This is a genomic window from Actinoallomurus spadix (genome assembly GCF_024055725.1).
GTDB classification, from domain to species: Bacteria; Actinomycetota; Actinomycetes; order Streptosporangiales; family Streptosporangiaceae; genus Actinoallomurus; species Actinoallomurus spadix.
In genome coordinates this window covers 34500-49043 of record NZ_JAMXMX010000023.1, presented here as the reverse complement: position 1 = coordinate 49043, position 14544 = coordinate 34500, and the positions used below count along the sequence as shown (strand labels likewise).

Here is a 14544-nt window from a genome sequence, read left to right as displayed (position 1 = left end):
CGGCGACAGCAGAGTACTCCCGACACTGCCGTGTTGGGGGCTCAACTTTACGACCTGGGCACTTTGTCGCGATTGTCAGAGCCCATGTGGCGATCAGGTAAGGAACCCGGTTCGCACGGGGTGTTGATGAGTCAGTGTCAGCGCGGCTTGGCCTGGACCAGTTCCGTCAGGACACCGCCGACGTCCTTGGGATGCAGGAACGCGATCGAGGCGCCCATCGAGCCGTGCCGCGGCCGCTCGTCCAGCAGGCGCACGCCCGTCCCGCCGATGCTCTCCAGGGCGGCCACGACGTCGTCGACCCCGTATCCGATGTGGTGCACGCCCTCTCCCCGTTTCACCAGGAACTTCCCGACCGGCGTATCGGGGTTCAGCGGCTCCAGCAGCTGCACGTACGAGGCGCCCGCGGGCCCGTCCGCGACGTGGAGCATCGCCTCCTTCACCCCCTGCTGCTCATTGACCTCCCGCGACACCACAAGCAGACCGAACGTGCTCTCGTAGAAAGCGATCTTCTCTTCAAGATCATGGCATGCGATACCGACGTGATCGATTCGGGTGAGCATGACGATGGCCTCCCTGGAAAGTCCCGGCTTCCTAGTGGGTATGTTGGCAAACGTCGCCCCCACCATTCGTCGGAGGTCTCGATCCATGGCCGATTCCGTCATCGTCGCCGGAGCTCGGACGCCCATCGGGCGTCTGCTCGGCTCTCTCAAGGACTTCGCAGCGGTGGACCTCGGCGGGATCGCCATCCGCGCCGCACTGGAGCGCGCCGGGCTGACCGGCGACCAGGTCGACTACGTGATCATGGGCCACGTGCTGCAGGCCGGAGCGGGGCAGATCCCGTCCCGCCAGGCCGCCGTGAAGGCCGGCATCCCGATGAACGTCCCCTCGCTGACGATCAACAAGGTCTGCCTCTCCGGCCTGGACGCCATCGCCCTCGCCGACCAGCTCATCCGCGCAGGCGAGTTCGACGTCGTGGTGGCGGGCGGCATGGAGTCGATGACGAACGCGCCGCACCTGCTGCCGAAGTCCCGCCAGGGCTACAAGTACGGCTCGATCGAGGTGCTCGACGCCACCGCCCACGACGGTCTCACCGACGCCTTCGACGGCGTCTCCATGGGCGAGTCGACCGAGCGGTACAACGCCAAGCTCGGCATCTCGCGCGAGGAGCAGGACGCGTTCGCCGCCCGCTCGCACCAGCGGGCCGCCGACGCCATCAAGAACCAGCTCTTCGACGACGAGATCGTCCCGGTGGAGATTCCGCAACGCAAGGGCGACCCGGTCGTGTTCGCGGCAGACGAGGGCGTCCGCCCGGACACGACGGCCGAGTCGCTGGGCCGCCTGCGGCCCGCGTTCAGCAAGGACGGCACGATCACCGCGGGCTCGTCCTCGCAGATCTCCGACGGCGCGTGCGCGGTCGTCGTCATGTCCAGGGCCAAGGCCGAGGAGCTCGGGCTGACCTGGCTCGCCGAGATCGGCGCGCACGGCAACGTCGCCGGCCCGGACAACTCACTGCAGTCCCAGCCCGCCAACGCCATCAAGCACGCCCTGGGCAAGCAGGGCCTGACCGTGGACGACCTCGACCTGATCGAGATCAACGAGGCGTTCGCGTCGGTGGGCATCCAGTCGATGCGCGACCTCGGCGTCGACGAGAGCAAGGTGAACGTCAACGGCGGTGCCATCGCGCTCGGGCACCCGATCGGCATGTCGGGCGCGCGGATCGTCCTGCACCTGGCGTACGAACTGCGCCGCCGGGGCGGCGGCGTCGGCGCCGCGGGGCTGTGCGGGGGCGGCGGCCAGGGCGACGCCCTGATCCTGAAGGTCTGAGGACCCGGGGTGGCACGGAACGTCGACGTCGACGATCTGGTCGAACGGGCGAGGAAGGGACAGCCGCGCGCGCTGGCGCGGCTGATCTCCCTCGTCGAGAACGCCTCGCCGCAGCTGCGGCCCATCATGGCCGCGCTGAACCCCCTCGCCGGCCGGGCGCGGGTCATCGGCCTGACCGGCGCGCCGGGCGTCGGGAAGTCCACGTCCACCGGCGCGCTGGTCCGGGCGTTCCGCGACCGGGGACTGCGCGTGGGCGTGCTGGCGGTCGACCCGTCCTCGCCGTTCACCGGCGGGGCGCTGCTCGGCGACCGGGTCCGCATGCAGGACCATGCGGGCGACTCCGGAGTCTTCATCCGCTCGATGGCCAGCCGCGGCCACCTGGGCGGCCTGTCCTGGGCCGCCCCGCAGGCCATCCGCGTGCTCGACGCGGCCGGCTGCGACGTCGTGCTGGTCGAGACCGTCGGAGTCGGCCAGGCCGAGGTGGAGATCGCCTCGCTCGCGGACTCGACGATCGTGCTGGTCTCGCCGGGCATGGGCGACTCGATCCAGGCCGCCAAGGCGGGCATCCTGGAGATCGCGGACGTCTTCGTGGTCAACAAGGCCGACCGGGACGGCGCCCAGCAGGCCGTACGCGACCTGCGCAACATGATCGCGCTCGCCGGCGACGTCGGCTGGAAACCGCCGATCGTGCCGACCGTCGCGGTCAAGGGCGAGGGTGTCGACGACGTCATCCGGCGGCTCGACGAGCACTACGCCTGGATGGAGGAGTCCGGGGAGCTCCGCCGGCGCCGGCTGGCGCGGGTCCGCGACGAGGTGGAGGCCATCGCGGTCACCGCGCTCCGCGAGCGGATGGGCGACCTGCACGGCCACCAGCGCCTCGACGTGCTCGCCGCCAAGGTCCTGTCCGGCGACTGCGACCCCTACTCCGCCGCCGACGAACTCATCTCCGCCCTCACCAGCGACTGAATCGCGGATATACTCGGCTCGTCTTGGTATATATGGAGGTGCGTCGTGACGAAGATCCTCGTAGACGTGGATGATGACGCTCTCAGTGAGGCGGCCGAGTTGCTGGGCACCAGTACGAAGAAGGACACCGTGAACACCGCGCTACGGGAGACCGTCGAGCGGCTGCGGCGCGCCCGTGCCTATGCGGAGTTCATCGAACTCGGTAAGTCCGGCATGTTCGATGTCCTGCACGACAAGAGGAACTACCGCGGTGTCTCCGGCGACCTACCTGATCGACACGAGCGCTCTGGCGAGGATGGCCCAAACTCCTGACCGGTGGGAGGAGCAGGTCAGCGCGGGGCTGATCGCAATCTGCCCGGTCATCGAGTTGGAGGTGCTGTTCAGCGCACGGTCGATGGACGAACGGCAGCGACTGTTGCAAATCCTGCGCGCGATGTACGGCTGGGTGCCCATGCCGGATCGGGTCTACCAGCGCGCCGCAGATGTCCAGGAGGCGCTGACCAAACGCGGGCAGCATCGGTGCGCCGGACCGGTGGACCTTCTCGTCGCGGCAACGGCGGAACTCTCGAACCTGACCGTGCTTCACTACGACCGCGACTACGAGACGATCGCGCGAATGACCGGCCAGCCGACACAGTGGCTGGCCCCGCCCGGGACACTTGGCTGAGCGTCCTGTCCTTCACCGCGACGGCGAAGTGACGTAGCCGTCGTCGGGGACGGGGGCGGCGGCCGTCGTGGGCGCGGGGTGGGGTGGGTGGCGGTGGCCGAACTCCAGGGTGAGCAGGGCCGCCCCGACGGTCAGGAGGCTCGTCCATGACGGGAAGGCCACGGCCCGCCGTACGTAGCGCGGCCGGAACTTGCGGTTGAACAGGTACAGCGACTCGACCTTGATGAACCGGTCGAGCAGGTGGATCAGGCGGTAGCCCCCCTGCTCGAGCGGCCCGCGCTCGGCGGTGTCGAACAGTTCGCGGAAGGCCGCGAAGTTGAGGGAGACCTCGTCGATGCCCTGGTCGCGGGCGTACTCCATGACGTCGACGATCATCCGCTCGTTGAGGCCGTTCGGGGCGCCGGGGAGGCGGCGCATCGCGTCGAGGGAGAGCCGCCGCCCGCAGGCGCTGGGCAGGTACCGCTGGAAGCCGATCGGCGCGCGGTCGGCGTCCCGCGCGACGACGATGACCGAGGCGGCGTGCCGGCCGGTCAGCAGGTCGTCCATGTTCATGGAGAAGCCGCGCTCCTCGGCACCGCCCATGGCCTCGGTGGCCACGGCCCGCAGCCGCGCCCGCTCGTCGGCGGTCAGGTCGCCTTCGCGGACGACCTGACCGGTCACGCCCGCGTTGCGGGTGCGCTGCACCGCCTGCCGCACGTTGCGCATGCTCCGGCCGCTCAGGCCGAACTCGCCCGGCGTCAGCAGGACCTCGTCGCCGATCTCGATGGAGCGCAGGCCGTACGGGCGCCACAGGTCGAGCAGGTCCGCGCGGGCGCCGAGGACGGCCATCCGCCATCCGGAGCGCTCGGCCAGCGCGGCGAACTCGGCCACCGCGTCCGCGTAGGAGCGCGGGTCGCCGGCCGGGTCACCGCCGGCGACGGCGACGCCGAACAGCACGCGGTATCCGATGACGGCGCGCCGGTCGGAGCTGAAGACGTACGACTTGTCGCTGCGCAGCACGAAGGGCGCGAGGGTGTCGGAGCCCTGGTCGTCGACGAGGCGCGCCGCCTCGGCGCGTTCCCGGTCGCTGCCCGGCGGGGGCGGCGGCGCGGGCGTGAGCATCGTGACCAGGATGGCGAGGAGCCCGCCGCCGCCGATGAGGCCCAGGCTCGCCTCGAACCAGTGGTCGGCCGAGCCGCCGAAGTGCACCGGGCCGGGGCCCGACGCGGTGAGGCCGGAGAGGATCTCACGTCCGGCGTCGGCCGGGCTCGGGTCGGGCGTCATCTGGTGCCACTGCAGGATCATCACCGCCAGGCCGTACGCGATCGCGAGCCCGTACGTGATGAGGCCGGCGCGGAGGGCGGTGCGCACCCGGCTGGGGGAGGTCGTGAACTCCCCGCGGTACCGGACGAACGCGGCCAGGGCGGCGGTGAGGAGGACGAGGCGGCCGAGCTGCCAGGTGTTCAGCGCGTCGAGGGCCGACAGGCCGGTGAGCAGCAGGACGACGTAGTACGCGACCCGGCGGCGCAGGAGAACGCCCCGCGCGGTCGCCAGGAGGATCAGCGCGAGCAGGAACTCCTGGCCGTTCGGGAACAGTTCTCCGATGACGAGGTGTGCCGGGCGTTCGGGTGCCGAGGCGCCGACGGCCGGGAGCGCGACGGCGACCGCGGCCGCCGCGATGGGCAGCGCGAGCGGCCAGGTCGGTCGGCGGTGGGAGCCGGACGCGTGGTGGAGAGTGGACACGCCTGCCACGGACACAACGATCACCCCGGTTTATCCGTAACGGGCCGCTTGGTAGTGCTATTCCCCGCGGCCCGTCTCGGTAAGATCACGGTGCTGTGGCGTAAGTCACCGTAACAGTTTTGAAGCCCAAACCGCGCAGCAGGTTCGTGATCATCTGCTTGGTATTCGTGTCGGCCCGTTCGGCCAGGCCACTGGCGTTCGCGGCGTCCTGGATCTTCTGGGCCGCGAGCACGTTGAGCTGCTGTTGCTGATTCGGGTTCGAGCTGAAGAACTGCCCGATTCGGTCGAACAGTCCGCGCTGCTGCGCGAAGACATAACTGCGTTTCGGATCGAGGTTGGTCTTCTCCAGCCTGGCGTGCGGCAGGCGAATCGTCACCGACGTGCGGTCCTTGTCGGTGGTGACGGCCCCCTTGCTCAGGCCGGAGAAGTCGACGTAGGCGTCGACGCTCCCGCTGCCCACGAACAGCGTCCGCTGACCGCGGATCGCGCCGGGCAGGAAACGCGCGTCCTTCTCCAGGTCCACGATGACCTGGAAGTCACCGGTCGCGGCCTCGTACCGCGAGAGGTTCTGGATCGACCGCAGGACGGCGGGACCGCTGCGGTCCTTCGTCTTCTCGCCGAACGGGTCGAGCCAGTGCGGAAGCGCGTTGACCGCCTGCAGGATGGCGTACGCCAGCGCCAGGAGCACGACGACGAGCGCGATCCAGCGCAGGCCCGGCCGGCGTGGGGGCCGGGATGCCGGTTCGTCCTCGGGGGCTTCCGGTCGCACCATCTTCGTCTCACTCACCTCTAGGGGTCGGCTACGACCCCGAATTACCCCCGTAGAGGCCCACTCATCCCACGAAAACGGGTGAGCCGGTCACGCGGTCGAAATCGTTATCCAGCGGCCTCGGCGTGGGGAGTCACGGCCGCCTGCTCGACCTCCATCAGCGACTCGCCGCGCCGGTGCGCCTCGAACGCCTCCTTGCCGCCCCGGACGCCGAATAGCCGCTTGGAGATGATGAGGTACAGGACCAGGCCCACGTTGATGACGAGCGCGCCGATGCGGACCGCGGTGATCCGGTCCGTGAGCTCGTAGATCTCGATCGGCAGGCCGAACGACGTGGCGACCACCGCGAAGTACTCGCCCCAGCGCTTGCCGAGCCACAGGCCGACCGCCTCGACGAGCTCGATCACGGCGTACACCAGGAGCCCCACGGCGAACCAGGTCAGCGTCTCCGACTTGAGCGTGAAGACGTGCCGGATCTCCTCGATGATGCGCGAGTGGTCCAGGTCCCAGCCCACCTGATGGGCGAGCGGCCGCAGCAGCGGGATGTCCTTCTCGAAGACGTGCTGGATCGACCCGCGGTTGGCCGAGAACCGCCACACGCCGTACGCCGCGGCGATGATCAGCAGGCCGCGGATCACGCGTTCGAGGGCGAAGAAGCGCATGATCAGCTCGTCGCGCAGCTCCCGGCCGCGTGCGACGAGCGGGGCGTGGTCGGCGGGGCCGCGGCCGTGCGGCTCGCCGTGGACGTAGGTGCCGCAGCGCAGGCAGCGCCACGCCTCGCCGGCGGGGGTGGGCACGTGCAGCCGGTCCCGCAGGGCCGGCTCGTCGGGGGCGTAGGTGATGTGCCCCGAACGGGCACACTTCAGCAGGCTCCAGTCCACGGCCCGACCCTAGTGAAAACCGGCAGACAGAGCACGTCGTTCGCGCATGATCCGCGCGCACGGCGTCAGCGTTCGCGGAAGTCCCGGCCGCGGAGGGTGCAGGTGCGGTAGCGCGCGTAGTGCGCGTGCAGCCATCGGCGCCGGCGCTGCTCGTCCCAGCGGGCGAAGCGGTCGGCGGCCACGGTGTCGGTGAGCCGCGGCGGCGCCTCGTCGAGCAGCCAGGCCGAGATGAGGGCGCTGTAGTGCGCGCCGGCCGCGTGCGCCGGGTCGCCGCAGGTGCGCGCGTCCAGCAGGCTGATGTCGATCTCCTGCTCGGCGCGGTGGGCGTACCCCGGGGACAGGTCGCCGAGGTGGATGTAGACGACGCCGCGGCCGGGCCGGGGGAAGTCGTTGTCGGGCCGGTGCTCGACCCGGGTGAAGCGCCCGGGGGTGCCGCTCAGGCGGGTGGCCAGGGGGGTCAGCCCGGCCTCCAGCGACGGCAGTGCGGCGCGCAGCGCCGGGTGCACGCAGACGGTCAGCGGCCACTGCCGGCAGGCGTAGGAGAACGCCCGCGGCACGACCGGTGGGGTGCGCTGCTGCCCGTGGAGCCACACCGTGGTCCCCGCGACGACGCCCGCCGCCGCGACGGCCGGCAGCGCCAGCCAGGCGCGCCGGGTGAGCGCCCACAGGTAACCGGTCACCAGGACGGCGCCCAGCCCGAACGCCCAGAGCGCCTGACCCGCGAGCAGCTCGGTGCGCAGCGCGGCGAACAGCCCGATGTGCCCGATGCCCGGTGGCGGCAGCAGGTCCGCCCACGCCCCGGGGCGGACGGCGCCCCACAGGTAGGTGAGGACCGCGACGGCCGGGACGACCGGCAGGCGGGGGAGCACGCGGCCGGCGAGGTAGCCCACGACGGTGTACACGAGCAGCGTGAGGGCCCCGGCGAGCGGCCCGATCGGCCGCGGGTGGCCCGCCTCCACATGGATCATCGTCTTGGCGGCGACGACCGCGGCGACGACGGTGTACGCGCAGAGCGTGACGATCCCCAGCAGGAGCAGGTCGAGCAGCGGGCCCAGGGCGGGTGACCGCGCGGTCAGTCCCCGCAGGTAGTCGAGGCGGTGCTCGCGCAGGGCGACCCACGCGGCGAACCCCGCCGACGCCGGGCCGAGCAGGCAGACCGAGGAGAACAGCGCCGCGACGGCGTCGTCCCAGTACGCGACGCCCGGAAGCAGCGCCCGCCAGGCCGCGACGGCGCCGAGGAACGCGAGCGCCGGCACGGCCAGGAACAGGGCCGTACGGCGAGCGTCGATCCGCAGCACCCGGCCAAGGTCAGACACCGGCGGGCACCCGCGCCCGGGGACGGGGGACGCACGGCGCATCGACCAGGCGGCCCCGCACCATGCGCAGACCCTGGTCGCACCACCCCGTCAGCTCCGCCGGATCGGCGGCCGTCACCACGACCGTCGGAGCCAGGCTCCGCAGCAGCGGGAGCAACTCCTCCCGCTCGGAATCGCCGATGCCGGTGAGCGGCTCGTCGAGAAAGACGAGCTCCGGCTCGTGCACACACGTCGCGGCCAGGCCCGCGCGCAATCGCAGATCTTGCGGAAGCATGTCCATTTCGAGCGCTGCGGCGTCACTGAGCCCGAATCGCTCTAGAATCGCGTCGACCGCCCGGCGTGGCGTGCATTTGTAGTAAGACGCGTAGCCGACGAAGTCGCGGATCGACAAGCCGGACGTCCAGGTGAACCGCGCGGGCAACAGGCCGATTCGCGCGCGCACCGCGTGCCGCCCGGCCCGCCGGGTCAGGTCGTGGCCCAGCACCTCGAGGTCGCCGACGGACGGGCGGTGCAGTGTCGCCAGCGTCTGCAGCACCGCCGACCTGGCCGGACCCGCCGGGCCGGCCAGGCCCACGACCCCGTGTGCCACGTCGAACGTGGTGGGACGCAGGATCCACCGCCGTCTGCGGCGGATCCCCAGGCCCCGTGCCACGATCGCGGAAGAATTCCCGATCATAATTACCCCCCGAATTGGCGACGCGTGCGCGAGGGCGGGGGCGGTCGCGGCGTTGAACCGCTGCGCGACGCCCCTCTTTGCCGTCGTCCGCACGCGTCGACAATGGAACTATAACTTGCCTTGATGATGAGTGTCAGCGTTCCTTAGGCGGCCGCCGGGATTGCGGCTGATTCGCGGGATTCACAGGTCGATCGCGGCTATATCAAGCTTGATTCGGCCGATGTCGGGCCGGTCAGGCGATAACGTGTGTGAGTGGCCAAGCCGCTCAACCTGCCTTTCGACCCGATCGCCCGCGCCGGGGATCTCTGGGAACGCCGCTGGGGCCGGTCGCCCGCCATGCTGGCGGTGACCTCGATCATGCGGGCCCAGGCCATCCTGATCGCCGAACTCGACGCCCTGCTGAAGCCGTACGGCCTGACGTTCGCGCGGTACGAGGCGCTCGTGCTGCTGACCTTCAGCCGGCAGGGAGCGGTGTCGCTGTCGAGGATGGGTGAGCGGCTGATGGTGCACCCGACGAGCGTCACCAACACCATCGACCGGCTGGAGCGCCAGGGGTACGTCCGGCGCCGCCCCAACCCGCGCGACGGCCGGGGTGTGCTCGCGGAGATCACCGAGAGCGGCCGGGAGACCGTCGAACGCGCGACGGCCGACCTCCTCGCCGCGGACTTCGGGCTCGGCGCGTACGACGCGGGCGAGCTGGAGGCGATGTTCCAGACGCTGCGCGGCCTCCGCGTCGCCGCCGGCGACTTCAAGGACTGAGGGGCACGGGTGTGGCTCGCGCGGGGATGGTTGGCGACCAGATACTAGGACATCCTAGTATCTAGGGAGAGCCACCGGCCTGAGGAGCGCTCATGGACTTCCGGGACATCGAAGAGGGCCGTCGTCGCTGGCAGGAGCGGTACGACTCCGCCCGCCGACGCGACGCCGACTTCACCACCCTGTCCGGCCTCGAGGTCGACCCGGTGTACGGGCCACCGGCCGGCGATCCGCGCTTCGAGCGCATCGGCTGGCCGGGGGAGTTCCCCTACACCCGCGGCCTGTACGCCACCGGCTACCGCGGGCGCACCTGGACGATCCGCCAGTTCGCGGGCTTCGGCAACGCCCGGCAGACCAACGAGCGGTACAAGATGATCCTCGGCGCGGGCGGCGGCGGCCTGTCGGTCGCCTTCGACATGCCGACGCTCATGGGCCGCGACTCCGACGACCCCCGCGCGCTCGGCGAGGTCGGGCACTGCGGCGTCGCGATCGACTCCGCCGCCGACATGGACGTGCTGTTCGACGGCATCCCGCTGGGTGACATCACGACCTCGATGACCATCTCCGGCCCGGCCGTGCCGATCTTCTGCATGTACCTCGTCGCGGCGGAGCGGCAGGGCGTCGACGTGCACGGTCTCGACGGCACGCTGCAGACCGACATCTTCAAGGAGTACATCGCGCAGAAGGAGTGGCTCTTCGCGCCCGAGCCGCACCTGCGCCTCATCGGCGACCTGATGGAGTACTGCGCGAGCGAGATCCCGGCGTACAAGCCGCTCAGCGTCTCCGGCTACCACATCCGGGAGGCCGGATCCACGGCTGCCCAGGAGCTGGCGTTCACGCTCGCGGACGGCTTCGGCTACGTCGAACTCGGCCTGTCCCGCGGGCTCGACGTCAACGCGTTCGCGCCCGGCCTGTCGTTCTTCTTCGACTCCCACATCGACTTCTTCGAGGAGATCGCCAAGTTCCGAGCCGCGCGCCGGATCTGGGCGCGGTGGCTGCGCGACGTGTACGGCGCGACGTCGGAGAAGGCGCAGTGGCTGCGGTTCCACACCCAGACCGCCGGAGTCTCACTGACCGCCCAGCAGCCCGACAACAACGTCGTGCGCACCGCCGTCGAGGCGCTCGCGGCCGTGCTCGGCGGCACGAACTCCCTCCACACCAACGCCCTCGACGAGGTCCTGGCGCTGCCGAGCGAGAAGGCCGCCGAGATCGCCCTGCGGACCCAGCAGGTGATCATGGAGGAGACCGGCGTGGTCAACGTCGTCGACCCGCTCGGCGGCTCGTGGTACGTCGAGGCGCTGACCGACCGCCTCGAGGAGGAGGCCGAGCGGATCTTCGCGCGGATCAAGGAGATGAGCCCGGACGGCTCCATCACCGGCGGCATCCTGCGCGGCATCGAGGACGGCTGGTTCATGGCCGAGATCGCCGACGCCGCGTTCACCTACCAGCAGCAGCTGGAGAAGGGCGAGAAGAAGATCGTCGGGGTGAACCGCCACACCGAGTCGATCGAGGAGCCTCTGGAGATCCTGCGGGTCGGCCACGAGGTCGAGCGCGAGCAGAACCGCGTCCTGGCCGAGCGGCGCGCGGCCCGGGACCAGGCGGCCGTCGACGCGGCCCTGGGCCGCATGATCGAGGTCGCCCGCACCGAGGAGAACCTGATGCCGGCCATGCTCGACGCCGTACGGGCCGAGGCGACCCTCGGCGAGATCTGCGGCGCGCTGCGCGAGGAGTGGGGCGACTACGCCGAGCCCGCCCGATTCTGAGCCGTCGCCTCCCCTCCCCGGAAGACCGTCACCTCGCGTGTCCGGGCGGTCATGGAGCGTGCTTGATCGATTTCGTGGCGGCCGTGCGTATTCGTACGCCGGGGCATGCGGCAGGATGGACACATGACGTCATCGGACTTCTCGTTGCACGGCGCGATCGATCTCGGCGCGCGGCGTGCCGCGGCCCAGAGACAGCAGCAGCGCCCGGCCTCGGGGGCCCCGGGAGACTCCTCTTCGAGCGTCATCGACGTGACCGACGCGACGTTCAACACCGAGGTCGTCGAGCGGTCCCGCACCGTGCCGGTGCTCGTCGACTTCTGGGCCGACTGGTGCCAGCCGTGCAAGCAGCTCGGCCCCATCCTGGAGAAGCTCGCGAACGAGGCGGACGGCCGCTGGATCCTCGCCAAGGTCGACATCGACGCGAACCCGGCGCTCGGCCAGCAGCTCGCCCGGATGGGAGTGCAGGGCATCCCGTTCGTGGCGGCCGTGGTCGCGGGCCAGATGCTCCCCGTCCTCAACGGCGCGGCGCCCGAGCCGCAGGTGCGCCAGGTGCTGGACCAGCTGTTCACCGCGCTCCGCCAGCAGGGCCTCCTGCCCGAGGACGACGGCGCGGACGCCGCGGCGCCGCCGGCCGCCGACCCGCTGGAGATCGAGGCCGAGGCCGCCCTGCAGCGGGGCGACCTCGACGGCGCCGCCACCGCGTTCGGGCGGATCCTGGAGACGAAGCCGAACGACCCGTTCGCCAAGAGCGGCCTGGCGCTGGTCGAGCTGCAGCGCCGCGCCCGGTCCTACGACCCGGCGGCGGTGCGCAAGGACGCCGCCGACCGGCCCGACGACGCGGCCGCCCAGGCGAAGGCCGCCGACCTCGACCTGCTGGAGGGCCGGGTCGAGGAGGCGTTCGACCGCCTGATCGACGCGGTGCGCCGCACGAAGGGCGACGAGCGGGAGACGGCACGCAAGCACCTCGTCACGCTGTTCGACGTCCTGCCGCCGGACGACCCGCGCGTGGCCCGCGCCCGGCGGAGGCTCGCCTCGGCGCTCTTCTGAGACCTTCTCGACGGGATGGGCGGGTGATGACCGGAGTCGTCACGATCTCCGCGGCGTTCGGGGCGGGTGGCAGCGTCATCGGCCCCGCGGTCGCCGAGCATCTCGGCGTGCCGTTCGTCGACCGCGCCATCCCGTACACCGTGGCCGCCGAGATCGGCTGCTCGCTCGAGGAGGCGCTCGCCCACGACGACCGCGCCGAGCACGGGCTGGGCCGCATCCTGGCCGGCGCCGCGCGCCTGCCCAACGTCACGCTCGGCGGCATGGACGTCCACCTGCCGCAGCGCGGCGTGCTCCCTGAGGAGGAGTTCGTCCGCCGCACCGAGCAGGTGATCAAGGAGGTCGCCGACCGGGGCGAGGGAGCGGTGATCCTCGGCCGCGCCGCGCAGATCGTGCTCGCCGGGCATCCCGGCGCGCTGCACGTCCGCCTCGACGGATCCCGGGAGCGCCGGATCGCCCGCGTCCGGGAGTCGTTGGAGCTGTCCGCGCACGAGGCCGAACGCCTGCTGATCGACAGCGACCGGGCGCGGACGGCGTACGTCAAACACTTCTACCGGGCGGATCCGGCGGATCCCGGGCTTTATCATCTGGTCATCGACAGTACGCGGCTGGCCGCTGCTGCCTGCGTCGACATGGTCGTGACGGCGGCGCACGCGATCAGCTGACCTCCTCGTCGGGCCGTACGCGGGGATGACACCATTGGCGTGCGGATTCTCGCGTTGCAAAGGAGCAATTGACGTGGCCACCGTGCCGAGCGTGTCCTATTCGATCACCGTCCGTCTCGAGGTCCCCGCAGGGGGTAAGGCGGTGAGTCAGCTCACCGGTGCGGTCGAGGGCGCGGGCGGCATCGTCACCGCGCTCGACCTGACGCCGGCGGGCCACGACCGGCTGCGCATCGACGTCACCTGCGCCACCCGTGACACCGAGCACGCCCAGGAGATCGTCGACGCCCTGGAGGGCCTCGACGGGGTCTCCATTCACAAGGTGAGCGACCGCACCTTCCTCATGCACCTCGGCGGGAAGATCGAGATGCAGTCGAAGGTGCCGCTGCGCAACCGCGACGAGCTGTCGATGGCCTACACCCCGGGCGTGGCCCGGGTCTCGCTGGCCATCGCGCGCAACCCGGAGGACGTCCGGCGGCTGACCGTCAAGCGCAACAGCGTCGCGGTGATCACCGACGGGTCCGCGGTCCTCGGCCTGGGCAACATCGGCCCGCAGGCGGCCCTGCCGGTCATGGAGGGCAAGGCGGCGCTGTTCAAGCGCTTCGCCGGGATCGACGCCTGGCCGATCTGCCTCGACACGCAGGACACCGACGAGATCGTCCGTACGGTGCAGATCCTCGCGCCGGCGTTCGGCGGCATCAACCTGGAGGACATCTCCGCGCCGCGGTGCTTCGAGGTCGAACGCCGCCTCCGCGACCTGCTCGACATCCCCGTCTTCCACGACGATCAGCACGGCACGGCCATCGTCGTGGTGTCCGCGCTGACCAACGCCCTGCGGGTCGTCGGCAAGGACCTCGCCGACGTGCGCATCGCGCTGGCCGGCGCGGGCGCCGCCGGCAACGCCGTGCTCAAGCTGCTCATGCACGCCGGCGCCAAGCACCTGGTGGTCTGCGACTACCACGGCGCTGTCCACGCGGGCCGCGACGACCTGGACGACTCGCTGCGCTGGATCGCCGAGAACACCAACCCCGAGGGCTACTCCGGCGACCTGCGCGGCGCCGTGCGCGGCGCCGACGTGTTCATCGGCGTCTCGGCCCCCGGCATCCTCACCGGTGAGGACATCGCGACGATGAACAAGGACGCCGTGGTGTTCGCGCTGGCCAACCCCGACCCGGAGGTCGACCCGGCCGCCGCCCGCGAGCACGCCGCCGTCGTCGCCACCGGACGCAGCGACTACCCCAACCAGATCAACAACGTGCTGGCCTTCCCCGGCGTCTTCCGCGGCCTGCTCGACGCGCAGAGCCGTACGGTCACGCAGGACATGCTCCTGGCGGCCGCGCGCGCCCTGGCCGGCGTGGTCACCGACGAGGAACTCGGCCCGAACTACATCGTGCCGAGCGTGTTCCACGCGGACGTCGCACACGCCGTCGCCGCCGCCGTCCAGAAGGCCGCCGAAGGCGCCAAGTGACCGACCGCGCGTGAGCGGGCGGGCGCGGGC

15 protein-coding genes are annotated in these 14544 nt (G+C 71.1%); 9 read left to right on the top strand and 6 right to left on the bottom strand.

From position 1 onward, the window contains the following. Positions 1 to 137: 137 nt before the first annotated feature. Positions 138 to 560, bottom strand: coding sequence for a methylmalonyl-CoA epimerase (gene mce, locus NE235_RS28290; protein ID WP_252808314.1), 423 nt, complete (start codon positions 558 to 560; stop codon positions 138 to 140). A gap of 85 nt (positions 561 to 645) precedes the next feature. On the opposite strand from mce, the gene NE235_RS28285 reads away from it, so the two are divergent. The 4 genes from NE235_RS28285 to NE235_RS28270 are packed head-to-tail and all read left to right on the top strand — an operon-like array spanning position 646 to position 3457. Further along, positions 646 to 1824 carry an acetyl-CoA C-acetyltransferase gene (locus tag NE235_RS28285; RefSeq protein ID WP_252808313.1) on the top strand — a complete coding sequence of 393 codons (1179 nt, stop codon included), beginning with the start codon at positions 646 to 648 and terminating at the stop codon, positions 1822 to 1824. A gap of 9 nt (positions 1825 to 1833) precedes the next feature. Then, positions 1834 to 2790 (top strand): methylmalonyl Co-A mutase-associated GTPase MeaB, encoded by a 957-nt coding sequence (gene meaB / locus NE235_RS28280; protein ID WP_252808312.1) that lies wholly within the window; start codon positions 1834 to 1836, stop codon positions 2788 to 2790. A gap of 45 nt (positions 2791 to 2835) precedes the next feature. Beyond that, positions 2836 to 3102 (top strand): type II toxin-antitoxin system VapB family antitoxin, encoded by a 267-nt coding sequence (locus tag NE235_RS28275; protein ID WP_252808311.1) that lies wholly within the window; start codon positions 2836 to 2838, stop codon positions 3100 to 3102. Then, a complete protein-coding gene (locus tag NE235_RS28270) occupies positions 3041 to 3457 on the top strand; it encodes a PIN domain nuclease (RefSeq protein ID WP_252808310.1) in 417 nt (138 codons plus the stop codon). The genes NE235_RS28275 and NE235_RS28270 overlap by 62 nt, the downstream gene beginning before the upstream one ends. A 12-nt stretch (positions 3458 to 3469) precedes the next feature. On the opposite strand, the gene NE235_RS38370 is transcribed toward NE235_RS28270, so the two are convergent. The 5 genes from NE235_RS38370 to NE235_RS28245 form a co-directional block, all read right to left on the bottom strand. Next, positions 3470 to 5188 (bottom strand): bifunctional lysylphosphatidylglycerol flippase/synthetase MprF, encoded by a 1719-nt coding sequence (locus tag NE235_RS38370; protein WP_252808309.1) that lies wholly within the window; start codon positions 5186 to 5188, stop codon positions 3470 to 3472. A 76-nt stretch (positions 5189 to 5264) separates the two neighbouring features. Then, positions 5265 to 5951: a DUF4230 domain-containing protein gene (locus tag NE235_RS28260; protein ID WP_252808308.1), complete on the bottom strand. Its 687-nt coding sequence runs from the start codon at positions 5949 to 5951 to the stop codon at positions 5265 to 5267. Between the two features lie 104 nt (positions 5952 to 6055). Continuing rightward, the gene (locus NE235_RS28255) at positions 6056 to 6829 is read right to left on the bottom strand and encodes a DUF2127 domain-containing protein (protein WP_252808307.1); all 774 of its coding nucleotides are present in this window, start codon (positions 6827 to 6829) and stop codon (positions 6056 to 6058) included. A gap of 65 nt (positions 6830 to 6894) precedes the next feature. Then, positions 6895 to 8145 carry a hypothetical protein gene (locus tag NE235_RS28250; protein ID WP_252808306.1) on the bottom strand — a complete coding sequence of 417 codons (1251 nt, stop codon included), beginning with the start codon at positions 8143 to 8145 and terminating at the stop codon, positions 6895 to 6897. Beyond that, positions 8138 to 8821 carry an ATP-binding cassette domain-containing protein gene (locus NE235_RS28245; RefSeq protein WP_252808305.1) on the bottom strand — a complete coding sequence of 228 codons (684 nt, stop codon included), beginning with the start codon at positions 8819 to 8821 and terminating at the stop codon, positions 8138 to 8140. The genes NE235_RS28250 and NE235_RS28245 overlap by 8 nt, the downstream gene beginning before the upstream one ends. Before the next feature lie 252 nt (positions 8822 to 9073). Between NE235_RS28245 and NE235_RS28240 the strand changes: the two genes are divergently transcribed. From NE235_RS28240 to NE235_RS28220, 5 genes are all read left to right on the top strand, one after another. Then, on the top strand, positions 9074 to 9580 hold the full coding sequence (locus NE235_RS28240; protein WP_252808304.1) for a MarR family winged helix-turn-helix transcriptional regulator: 507 nt from the start codon (positions 9074 to 9076) through the stop codon (positions 9578 to 9580). Between the two features lie 92 nt (positions 9581 to 9672). Then, positions 9673 to 11340: an acyl-CoA mutase large subunit family protein gene (locus NE235_RS28235; protein ID WP_252808303.1), complete on the top strand. Its 1668-nt coding sequence runs from the start codon at positions 9673 to 9675 to the stop codon at positions 11338 to 11340. Between the two features lie 123 nt (positions 11341 to 11463). Beyond that, positions 11464 to 12387, top strand: a complete 924-nt coding sequence (locus NE235_RS28230) for a tetratricopeptide repeat protein (RefSeq protein WP_252808302.1) — start codon at positions 11464 to 11466, stop codon at positions 12385 to 12387. Between the two features lie 26 nt (positions 12388 to 12413). Then, a complete protein-coding gene (locus NE235_RS28225) occupies positions 12414 to 13049 on the top strand; it encodes a cytidylate kinase-like family protein (RefSeq protein ID WP_252808301.1) in 636 nt (211 codons plus the stop codon). A gap of 73 nt (positions 13050 to 13122) precedes the next feature. Beyond that, positions 13123 to 14514, top strand: a complete 1392-nt coding sequence (locus NE235_RS28220; RefSeq protein WP_252808300.1) for an NAD-dependent malic enzyme — start codon at positions 13123 to 13125, stop codon at positions 14512 to 14514. Positions 14515 to 14544: the final 30 nt, after the last annotated feature.

Excerpts from the sequence above, each read along its gene's own strand:
- NE235_RS28225 (WP_252808301.1), top strand. The coding sequence starts at position 12,414 with ATGACCGGAGTCGTCACGATCTCCGCGGCGTTCGGGGCGGGTGGCAGC.
- NE235_RS28230 (WP_252808302.1), top strand. The coding sequence starts at position 11,464 with ATGACGTCATCGGACTTCTCGTTGCACGGCGCGATCGATCTCGGCGCG.
- NE235_RS28285 (WP_252808313.1), top strand. The coding sequence starts at position 646 with ATGGCCGATTCCGTCATCGTCGCCGGAGCTCGGACGCCCATCGGGCGT.
- NE235_RS28235 (WP_252808303.1), top strand. The coding sequence starts at position 9,673 with ATGGACTTCCGGGACATCGAAGAGGGCCGTCGTCGCTGGCAGGAGCGG.
- NE235_RS28260 (WP_252808308.1), bottom strand. The coding sequence starts at position 5,951 with ATGGTGCGACCGGAAGCCCCCGAGGACGAACCGGCATCCCGGCCCCCA.
- NE235_RS28245 (WP_252808305.1), bottom strand. The coding sequence starts at position 8,821 with ATGATCGGGAATTCTTCCGCGATCGTGGCACGGGGCCTGGGGATCCGC.
- mce (WP_252808314.1), bottom strand. The coding sequence starts at position 560 with ATGCTCACCCGAATCGATCACGTCGGTATCGCATGCCATGATCTTGAA.